7 protein-coding genes are annotated in these 10,808 nt (G+C 47.6%); 1 reads left to right on the forward strand and 6 read right to left on the reverse strand.

The window, feature by feature from the left end; genetic code table 11:
- Positions 1 to 279: 279 nt before the first annotated feature.
- The 4 genes from RMO27_RS06650 to RMO27_RS06665 form a co-directional block, all read right to left on the reverse strand.
- Entirely contained in the window at positions 280 to 1,302 is a 1,023-nt protein-coding gene (locus RMO27_RS06650; RefSeq protein ID WP_309730826.1) for an ABC transporter substrate-binding protein, read from the reverse strand.
- Positions 1,303 to 1,389: 87 nt separating this feature from the next.
- Positions 1,390 to 2,247, reverse strand: a complete 858-nt coding sequence (locus RMO27_RS06655; RefSeq protein WP_396133630.1) for an ABC transporter permease — start codon at positions 2,245 to 2,247, stop codon at positions 1,390 to 1,392.
- A gap of 118 nt (positions 2,248 to 2,365) precedes the next feature.
- On the reverse strand, positions 2,366 to 3,133 hold the full coding sequence (locus RMO27_RS06660; RefSeq protein ID WP_309730832.1) for an MBL fold metallo-hydrolase: 768 nt from the start codon (positions 3,131 to 3,133) through the stop codon (positions 2,366 to 2,368).
- A gap of 5 nt (positions 3,134 to 3,138) precedes the next feature.
- Positions 3,139 to 3,972, reverse strand: coding sequence for an ABC transporter ATP-binding protein (locus tag RMO27_RS06665; RefSeq protein WP_309730836.1), 834 nt, complete (start codon positions 3,970 to 3,972; stop codon positions 3,139 to 3,141).
- A 353-nt stretch (positions 3,973 to 4,325) separates the two neighbouring features.
- Here RMO27_RS06665 and RMO27_RS06670 point away from each other — a divergent pair, with 353 nt between their 5' ends.
- A complete protein-coding gene (locus RMO27_RS06670; protein WP_309730839.1) occupies positions 4,326 to 5,306 on the forward strand; it encodes a fatty acid desaturase in 981 nt (326 codons plus the stop codon).
- A gap of 97 nt (positions 5,307 to 5,403) precedes the next feature.
- Here the strand turns inward: RMO27_RS06670 and RMO27_RS06675 are convergent, their stop codons facing one another.
- Entirely contained in the window at positions 5,404 to 9,081 is a 3,678-nt protein-coding gene (locus RMO27_RS06675; RefSeq protein WP_309730843.1) for a response regulator, read from the reverse strand.
- A gap of 109 nt (positions 9,082 to 9,190) precedes the next feature.
- Positions 9,191 to 10,808 (reverse strand): methyl-accepting chemotaxis protein (locus RMO27_RS06680; protein ID WP_309730845.1); only part of this gene is annotated, 1,618 nt, incomplete at its 5' end.

Genomic DNA, 10,808 nt, shown 5'->3' on the forward strand with positions numbered 1-10,808 from the left:
TTGCCTAAAAACATGAAGTTGTTTCTTTACAAGCCCTTAGCTGTAGATAAACAAGTATCCACGCGTTCGGGTGTCTTATGAGCAATTATACTGATTCCTGCCAGTGCTATCTTATCGTGATTTTGCCAAGCAGAGGCTCCGGCAACGAGATGATCTAGCCGTACGTCGCAGATCTCTGACCGTTTGAAGATTGTTAGGCACGATCGAAGGGCACACTTACAGCTAAATTGTGTAGGTGCGCCCCATTATTGACAGCAACAGCCGCCCGCCATGCCTCAATTACATTGATTTGACGATCGATTCATCATACAGTGACTCAATCTTGATTGGTTTAGATACCATCTTGAAATCTACAGCAGCTTGAGCAGTCAGATTGAGATTTCCAATCAAACTATTTGGATTACCTTTTTCAAACCCGATTGCCTTGTTACTAGCTAAATCGAATACCTTCACTCCTTTCAACTGTTCCTGGACATCAGCAACAGATAAGCCACCCATCTTATTAGCAACTATTTTAAGTGCATCTAGATCGCCAGCATTTACCAATTTGACGCCTTTATCGACAGCCCGGATATAAGTTTCAAGGTCTTGTTTGCGAGTTTGCAATAGGTTATCTCTGACTACGAGTACATCAGCAATTAAGTTAGTACCTTTGCTAGAGAAAATTATTTGCCCGCCACCTTGTTTAGCAGATTTTGCTAAAAAAGGCTCAAAAGTAACAGCTAGATCTACTTGCTTGGCAGCAAAAGCAGTCGCCGCAGCCGCAAAGTCCAAATCCTTAATTTTGAGATCGCTCTCAGTCAATTTTGCCTGATTGAGATAGGCTTGCAATAGTACTCTGGCAGCTAAGACATTTTCTCTTGCTAGCACTTTACCTTTGAGATCCTGAGGTTTGGTGATATTCCGACCCAAGATCCCGTCAGCTCCATCAGAATAATCGACTAAATAAACAATTTTGAGGGATGGATCTTGCGCTGCTGATTGGATCGCATCACCTGATGTCATCCAAGCAATATCGATCTGTTTAGCTAATAAAGCAGTGATTTCATCACTAGGATTTTTGAACACTACTTCTTTGTTATTCAAGCCGGCTTGGGAGAATAGCCCCTGTTTCAATGCAACATAATAACCAGAATAACCAACCCAATCGACGGCACCTGATACTAGCTGCGCAGATGAGGTAACTGGCGCAGAATTACTAGCAGGAGCTGTAACATTAGGCTTTTGCGTGCAGGCAATAGTTAAGACTAGAGCGACAACAGACAAGAAAATCCAGCGAGACCAAGACAATAATTTCGACATAAAGCAAGTTGATTTTGATCGTGAAAATTGTGAGATAAATAAAATTAGATCGCTGGTAGATCGCTGAATTGAGCAACTATTTTAGCATTAGCGATCGATTGGATCTGCCCAAGGAGTTAAGATGTGTGATAGCCATCTTAATCCATAATCAAGTATTAACCCGATCGATCCAATGAGTAGAATACAAAATAACACTTTATCGGTTTGTAAGAATCGTTGGGACTGGAGAATTTTGAAGCCCAAACCACTCTGAGCTGCTAATAATTCGGCAATTACCACAAAGTTCCAAGCTCCAGAAATATTCACTCTCAATGTATCGAGAACACTAGGGAAAGTAGCAGGTACAATTACCTTCAAGAGTACATCCCAACGACTGGCTCCCATGGTGTAAGCCACATTAATCATTTCGTTCGGAATAAACTTGACTGCATCAGCCACCATAATGATGTTGTAGAGCACCACTCCCAGGGTAATAATCAATATTTTCGCGGGTTCATCCAAGCCAACCCAAATAATAATTAATGGTACGAAACCAGTAATCGGCATGTACCTGACTGTCCCGATCAGTGGTGAAAATAATTTGTCCATACTGTAAAAGGTGCCCATCAATAAACCGAGCGGGACACCGATGATGGCTGCTAACAGAAACCCAGCTATTACTCGGCCACAACTAGCCAGGACATCATCCCAGAGATTATTTTCGGCAAACATTTTGACCCCAGCTGCCAATACTGCCAGTGGCGTAGGGAGAAAAGTCGGCGGTACCAGTTGGAGGGAACTAGTGAGTGTCCATAATAGCAGTGGTACCGCTAGCGACATGAATACCAGCAGCAAGGATAACCATTTGGGGAAACCCTGGCGGATGCTCCAAAATACCGAATTTGATAGGTATCGATACTGCCGATCTCTTTGCCCGATTGGTTCAATCGGTTCACTTGGTTCGATAAGGGAACCAGAAATTGATTCAATCACGATAGTTAACTCCGGTAGAATAAAAATTTAAGAAAACTTGCCTGCCGTGACTATTGTTGAACTCGACTTTCGGTCTAGATAACGATCGACATTAACCGCGATGAGCATCTGCTGGACAGCCTGGTTGCCGTCGTCGATCGAGATATTCACCCAAGATCTGCTGGTAGCGATCTGTGCCAAAAGTCTGGTAGTGTCCGGGATAAACTAGATCCACTGGCAGTTTTTGTAAGCGTTCGTAAGTCTGGATATAAGTGGGGATATGACTACAATGCAGCTCATCTAGCAGTTCACCGTCATAAATCACATCCCCAGAAAACAATGCCTGCGATCGATTGTCATACAAGGCAATACAACCAGCCGAATGCCCTGGTAAATGAAGCACTTCCAAGGCTCGATCTCCCAAATCTAAGACATCGCCCTCCTGCAAAATTTGGGTAGGTTCGGCGGCATTAAATGTGTACTGCTCGGCGGTGAAACCACTGGATGGCAAAGATTCAAAATGATCGAGATTTACCCAACCAGGCTGCGAAGATAATGCTTCATGACCATCCCCAGTGCGCAGAGCCTGTGCCTCGGCGGCATGGATTGCACGTTCATCGAACTGATGGATACCACCTGCATGATCGAAATGAATGTGCGACGCGACTGCTAGCAATGGTTTATCGATTAATCCAGCGATGTGCTCTCGGAGACTGGCAACTCCTAAACCCGCATCAATAAGCAAATCTCGATCTCGGCCTTTAATTAGCCATAAATTAGCGCGATTGTACCAATGATAATGTGGTTCAGTAATCAGATACAGTCCATCATTAATCTGCTGAGTTACAAACCAGTTATCACAGACTTTTTTGTTAGTCATGTGAATTAATAATGCTGGCTCATCAAATTAATTACCTGTCTCTTGATATCTACAAACTCAGCAGATAGTTTGAGATCCAATTCTCGATGTGCTGGGAGACAAACTGGAATCTCAGCTTTGACCAGACCCGCTTCCAGTAGATAAATCCGCTCAGAGAGATAGATTGCTTCTTCCACATCATGGGTAATCATCAATACTGTAACATGAGTTTTTTCCCATAGTTCCAGCAAAAACTCTTGCATCTGTTCCTTGGTTTGGGCATCAAGGGCACCAAATGGTTCATCCATCAACAGCATTGCTGGTTCATTGGCTAAGGCTCTGGCGATTGCTACCCGCTGTTTCATCCCGCCTGAGAGCTGTTTAGGATAGCTGTGGGCAAATTTTTCTAACCCCACTACATTCAAAAAATAGCCAACTCGATCGCGCTCGGCAGCTTTGGTCATTTGCTGAAACTGCAACCCAAAGGCGATATTTTGAGCTACTGTCAGCCAAGGATAAAGGGTATAGCCTTGAAAGACCATCCCGCGATCGGAACCTGGTCGGCCAGTAATACAGCGACCATCGACCAACACGTTACCAGTAGAAGGTGGTAACAATCCAGCAATAATATTCAGCAGTGTAGATTTGCCACAACCGGAAGTACCGACTAGACAGATCAGCTCTCTAGCAAATATGTTGATATTGATATCTTGGAGGGCAGTTACAGGTTGTTTACCTTTGCCAACATAGACTTTGGATAAATTTTCCACTGATAGCTTTGGGAGGCTATGCCGTGATGTCCGATGCTCGATCGTCGAAACGTCCAGCCCATTCCGATCGATAGTATAGTTTTGCTGCATAGGTATTTCGAGATTAACAAACGATCTGCGATTGACAAATGTATGAATAAAAAGTTAAATACTTGAAAGAAAGATTAGCATATTCAGAACATTTATCGTAAGTAGCCTAGTCAAAGTATACTTAGTCTAAAATCAATAACCACAGAGACTTTTGGCGTAAGTTTGAAATTAGCCGATCGGACTTAAATCCCACATGCTGCTAGTTTGACCACTCTTGGGGATGCGTTCACCCTGGATATCCGTTACAGTACTCGATCGGCTAGGAGATTGTGCCTGAAAAGACCAGCTATCAATATTTTTTGTGATATTCTTGATCGAATAATGTCAGTTGTGAATGTATAGGTATAGACTTGATGCTTCAACCCAAACTCAAAAATATTTTGGCAATTGCCTATGTTCTTAGCTTGTATCTTTTGGGTATCGTAGCGATCTTGCAGCAGTCTTGGTTACTGAATACGTTGGGTGTGGTGGCGATTTCCCATAGCTTGGTGATTTCCACTGGATTGACCCACGAGTTTATTCACGGCAATATTTTTAAATCTCGCCAGCTCAATGTGTTTGGGGGCAAGTTAATGACTTGTCTGAATGGAGCCTGTTATGCTTTGTGGGAAAATCTGATCGAGCATCACTTTCACCATCATTTACATCATACTGATGTCGTCCGATTCGATCTAGTCGAGCATCTCAATCAAGAAATTAGTCCCTGGCAACGCCAAGTTTATATTGTCCTAGAATGGCTATATTTTCCCGTGCTGGAGTTTGAACTGCGCTGGCGGATTATTCTCGATCCGTTAATGACACCAACCAAACGCAACTTACTCGGCCGCACGTTGGGCTGGGCGGTGTTGCGTACCTTCGCCTTTGGAGTGTTGGCGTGGGTATCGGCAAAAGCTTTGCTGCTATACTTCCTAGCTTATATTTGCTTTGTGAATACCAACCGTTTTGTCGATGCATTTCAGCACACTTATGATTATTCGATCTTGGGAGCTGATTTTCCGCAATTCGATCGAACTTACGAGCAAAAAAATACCTTCTCGAATCTATTGTCAGTCAAATATCCGTGGCTGAATCTACTCTTTCTCAATTTTGGCTACCACAATGCTCATCACCACCATATGAGCTGCCCTTGGCACGAGTTACCAGCCTTACACCACAAGCTTTATGGCCAGAGCACTCATAACTTGTTGCCATTGGGGTTGTCGATCTTCAACTACCATCGGTTTCGACTCGCACGGTTGTTTTCTGGTCAAGGGGAATTGAATGCTAATGGCGAGTTACAATTAGCATCTTTTACTGGTGGGGTAGCTGCTTCGTTGCTAACGCCTCCATACTGATGATTGGGATGTGACCGCGCCAGCGTAACGCACCTGAAACCTAGCGGGTGGGTATTGACCACCTGCTAGGCTTCAGATCGTAAATTCGATCGAATTTCTATAATTGGGTTTCGACGAGCAATCCCAACAGAGAATTAACTTTTTGGATCATCTCGGAGGTAGCAAAGCCTTTATTGAGATAATCCGTTGCGCCGAGACGACGGGCTTCTTTGCCCCACTCTTCAGAGGCGCGGGAGGAGACGACGAGAATCGGTAGCTCCATTTTGGCTTGACGCACCCGATCGATCAGCGTGAAACCATCCATATTGGGCATTTCCACGTCGGTAATCAGTAAATCGGGAGTGGGATTGTTCTGCAACCAGTTGAGGGCTTCTAGTCCATCGTTGCAAGTATGGGTGATAAATCCATAGGTAGTCAAACTAGACTCAAAGCGGCGACGGATCATGGCCGCGTCATCGACGATCAGAATTGTCGGTGCTGATGGTTGCGCGATCGCCAAGCTAGGTTCTGGGGCATCTAGCTCAGCCGATCCGCGATTTGGATTGACAGCAGTGCTGGAGATCGCCGCAGACAGGGCAATCGGATCGAGAATCGAAATCAAGCGACCATCGGGTTGGAGGCTGACGCCGAGCAATCCGACTGGGGCGATCAGGGGGCTGGGGAGGGGATTAATCAGGAGTTTGGCTTGACCGATCAGGTCATCCGCGATCGCCCAGATTTCGGGAGTATTGGGAGCTTGACGAGTCCGAATCCCCACGGCAGTATCGGGGAGCGTCCGAGCAGCAATCACGTGACCGGGTTGCCAATATTGGTGCAGATCGAAGCCAGGGATTGCACCGCGCAGATCGCTGGCGATCTTCCAGTTACAGCGACCGATTTCGGTGGTACTCGATTCAGCACTCACCGAACTCAGGAGGGTGGTTTCGAGGACATGATCGGTCGGCAGGGCAATGGTGCGATCGCCGACTTGGAACAGCACGCAGGGAATTAATAGTTGTGGTGCAGGGACTTCGATCGCGAACTTGGTACCACGGCCTGGATCGGTTTCTAGGGTCAGGCGACCGCCGATACTGGCGATTTGGGCGACGACAACGTCCATGCCGACACCCCGACCAGAGACTTCGCTAATCGCGCTGCTAGAACTAAATCCAGCTTGACATAGTACAGCTAATAGTTCCGCGTTGGTGCCAGTGCGATTGAGGCTAAAGCCTTTAGATTTGGCAAGATTGTGAATCTGATCGGCATCAATGCCACCACCATCATCGGCGATCGTCAAGAAGTAGAGATTTCCCCGTTGTTGGAGCGAGATGTGGATTTTGCCGCGTTCGGGTTTGCCAGCAGCCAAGCGGGCGGCAACGGATTCGAGTCCGTGATCGTAGGCATTTCGCAATAGATGGAGCAATGCTGGTTCGAGCTGTTGGACGATCCCAGCGTCGATTTCGATGTGCTCGTTTTCGACGATCAGTTCGGCGGGCTTGCCATAACGATTGGTGAGATCGCGGAGGATCGCTTTGGATCTGAGGGTGAGGTTCCGAAATGGTACCAGACGGCTGGCTTCGATCCCATCTTTGAGCTGGACGATACTCCGATCGAGGGCATCCATGCGGATCGCACTTTGATAGGTCGAGGACTCGATTTCTTGACCTAATTCTGAGAGCCGGAGGATATTTTCCAGCAACCGGACGATCGTCGAATAACCTTGGCGATAACGTTCGAGGGTGACGTTATTGCCAGTATCTTGTTGTTCGTCGCTGAGGTTGCGCAGCAAGGCATAGTCATCTTGCAATTGGCGCAGCCGCGTCACAAACTGCGAATTTTCGCGAGTGAGCGTAGTTAATTGATTGAGTTGCAGTTGCAATCGATCGGAGATACTCGTGACGGCGCGGGCAGTCAGGAGGGTTTCAACTACGTGTTGGGCGGATTTGTCGAGCCGTTCGAGGGGAACGGGAATTTGGATGCTCCGTTTGACTGGCGCAACTAGATCTGGAGTAGTAGCTACGGCGGGAATTGTTGGTACACTTGGTGTCGAGACGATCGCGTTTTCAACCTGAGCCGGATCGATCGCGACGTGCTGGGCAGTTGCTGCGGTGTAAGTTGCAAAGATATCTAATTCATCGCTCGATTCTGCAGGCATTACCGATCGAGCTAAGCGATCGAGCGGCAATGCCTGAAAATCCATGCTCAGATCGTCTGACTCATTAAAGAAATCATCTAATAAATCTGGCAAGCTGTCGATCGATTCGAGCCGATCTGGCTCGACGGGGGCGACTAGTTGCGGACGCTCGACCAGCAAACTGAGATCGCTCGATCCTAATGATTCCTCGTCCAGGCGTTCGTTGAGAACGACGAAGATATCGCTGAGATCGCGATCGAAGTCGTCGATCTCAAAGGTCGATTGGGCAAAGGTATCGAACTCTGGATCTAAAGCTGTTGGCTGTGCGATCTGCTCTGCCAGTTCGATCTCAGATTGAGTGAAGGTATCGAACTCTGGATCGCAGGTGGCGAGATTGCCACTAATATCTTCTAGTGACAACATCGATTGAGTGAGAGTATCGAGATCGGCGTCGATCGGCGATTGAGGGAGAGGATCGAAACCAAGGTCGATTGCCGATGCAAATTCATCACTGGCAGCTCGATCGGTGGCAACATGCCAATTTAGATCGTCTGTTAGAGATTCACGATCTAATTCATTCACAGCAGTTGCGGCCGCGAACACTGGCGCGGCAAGTGGTTCGTTAATCTCGATCGATTCAACCTCTTCTGCTAAGAAGAAATCATCTAACAGATCCACTAGATTTTCATCGGCTCGTTCGCGCAGCGGCTGTCCCGCAGCATCGACACTGAAACTAGGATCGAGTGGCGCAAATTCATCATCTTTACGATCTTCTTCATCGTCACTGAAGAACAGATCGAGTGAATCTGCTAAGTTGCCAGTGGGTTGTGAATCGCTCGTAATTACCGGAGCGGCGATCACGGCAGATTTGACAGTCAGCACGAGCTGGGAGACTAGATCTCGGTCAGTTGCGAGGATGTTACCGCTATTTTTGACACAAGCTTTGAGCAGTTCAAAATATTTAAACCATACCGCCGTCCACAATTGACAATCGGGTCGATCGATTAGCGATCGGCAGTCGTCCAGCAAGTTCGTCCAACCCTCAGCCAATTCGATATCGACACCAATTTGTGTCAGTTGGGAGATCGTTGCTTGCGCCGCATCGATCGCGGTAGCTGGCACGACCCCCTGCTCTGGCAACTTGTCGAGTGCCATTTCCAAATCCAGGATCACCAGTTCAAAGCCTTGCTCGGCAAATTCTTGATGTACCTGCTTGAGTTCGCTCCAGTCGGATAGATAGAGTTGTTTGACTCGATCGCCCAGATCTACCAATCGCTTTACCGTCGGCTGTACTTGGGCGATCGCGGCATCGCCAGTTTCGGTGATTTCGATACTACTACTGAGCAATTCGCCAGCTTCGAGCAAGATTTGGGCTAATTCACCATCTGCAAAATCTGGTGCGACTTCCAAATACCGCAGATCGGAGAGGAGATCTTCGAGGACGATCGCCACCTGAAGCATCGCATCGGCAGATACGGTGACAGCACCACCTTTGATCGTATGAATCGCTCGATAGAGCTGCTGGATATCCGCAACCCAAGACTGGGGATTCAATCGTTGGAGTGGGTCAAAATAAGCATCGAGATTTTGCTGGGTATCGACAATAAACATTTCGCGCAGCTCTTGCTGCAACTCGGCTTCTGCTGCATCGATCGGGTTCATGAAGGAATCGGGGTATGGGGACTGGGGGACGGAGGGACTGGGGGGGCTTGGGGACTGCGAGGCGAGGGGACGATCGCGTTCGATCGCTCTAGCTACTACCCTCTATCCCCTAAACTGGAATCAACTGGCTAGGCGTCTGTTGATAAACTGATGACAAGTCACCTGATTCGATCGCGGGCTGGAGTGCGGAGGTCGATTGACTTAACTTAAAGAACTCGACCATGCCCAGCAGCTTGTCGGCCAAATCTCCCATCGACTGGACTTGCTCGCGAGTCATGCTCGCATTGGCTTCCGTCGATCGAGCGGCGGTGGAGATCGACTCAATGGCTGTCAGCGCGTCGCTAACTACGCGCACGATATCTTGACTGGAGCTATTGACTTGGTTGCTCATCTCGGCCACTCGATCGGTGACAGATTGAATATTGTCGAATGCTTGGCTCGTTTTACCGATTTCAGTCGTAAACTTCTGCACCAGCAGATTGATATCGCCGATATCTTGAGTCAGACCAGAAGTAACTGTTTGGACGCGATCAGTGCGTTGTTGGAGTGATGCCAGACTCTGATTGGTATCGGTAGCAAGGCTGCTAACTTGGATCGCGATGGTTTCAAATTCTCTGGCAAGACTAGCAAACTGGTCGGGATTGCGTTCTTGCATCGCCCGACTGGAAAGGGTGGAGACGTTGAGCGCGAGGACGCGAGTGAGGGCGGCGACTCGTTTTTGCTCCTTGGAAAATTGAGCGGCCAAGTCTACGAATTCGGTCAGGAGTTCCGATCGTCTCACGATTTGGTTGGTACCTTGCTGGAGCGTACCGATCCCATCCGTGGTACTTTGGATTGCTTGTTTACCAGAGATTACTGCCGATTTGGCCTGTTGGACGGCAGTGGCGGTGGCGATCGCTTGTTGCCGCGAATCGGTGGTCAAAGAGTTAATATTGTTCATTAGCGACTGAACCGATTGGACTTCGATCGCTTGGACTTGGGCTTGTTGAGCTGTTTCTACGGCGGTCAGTGCCATTTTGCCAGTATCTGTGGTGACTTGTTCGGCGGCATTTACTACTGCCGAAACAATCCGATCGAGTGATTCGGTCAACCGGTTGAGAGTATCGGAAACCAATCCAGTCGCCCGTTCGTTGACATCTGCCTTGACAGTCAGATCGCCTTCTTCGATCGAGCAAACTACATCCAAAATATGACTGACATCCGACTGGAGCAACTCACTTTCCAAGCGAATTTGTCGTTCCTGTTGCAGCCGAGTATCGACCTCTTGATTGAGTCGATCGTTGACTTGGAGTAGCTCTGTTCTCGATACCGCCATCGCTGCCGCTGCCTGTCTGTCGCGAATATAGTCACGAATAGCAGCCAACACGAAACTCCAGGTAACTAGCAATATCGGTAAAGTAGCACCAGCAAAAACAATCGAAAATAATAACTTTTGTTCGTAATCTTTAAGCTCTGCATTAATCGAGCGACTTACATCTGTCAATACGGCCGCACTACCATCACCGTAAATTTTCTTCTGGGCTGTATATTCAGCACCAATTAAGATTTGGTAAGCTTCTTTTTGTTTACCTTCTTTTACCAATTTTAAAGCCTTAGTTTCCAACTCAAACAATCTTGTTGATGCTGCATCTGTTTTACTAGCTTGTGCTCGCTGAGCGGGGGTAATTGCCGCTCCAAATTGTTTCATTGTCACTTCTGCTTTAGCAGAAAATAGATCGTAACGAGTC

This window comes from Chamaesiphon sp. OTE_75_metabat_556, from assembly GCF_031378165.1.
GTDB lineage: Bacteria > Cyanobacteriota > Cyanobacteriia > Cyanobacteriales > Chamaesiphonaceae > Chamaesiphon.

Bases quoted from the DNA above. Each gene is read 5' to 3' on its own strand.
- RMO27_RS06675 (WP_309730843.1), bottom strand. From the start codon at position 9,081: ATGAACCCGATCGATGCAGCAGAAGCCGAGTTGCAGCAAGAGCTGCGC.
- RMO27_RS06650 (WP_309730826.1), bottom strand. From the start codon at position 1,302: ATGTCGAAATTATTGTCTTGGTCTCGCTGGATTTTCTTGTCTGTTGTC.
- RMO27_RS06660 (WP_309730832.1), bottom strand. From the start codon at position 3,133: ATGACTAACAAAAAAGTCTGTGATAACTGGTTTGTAACTCAGCAGATT.
- RMO27_RS06665 (WP_309730836.1), bottom strand. From the start codon at position 3,972: ATGCAGCAAAACTATACTATCGATCGGAATGGGCTGGACGTTTCGACG.
- RMO27_RS06670 (WP_309730839.1), top strand. From the start codon at position 4,326: ATGCTTCAACCCAAACTCAAAAATATTTTGGCAATTGCCTATGTTCTT.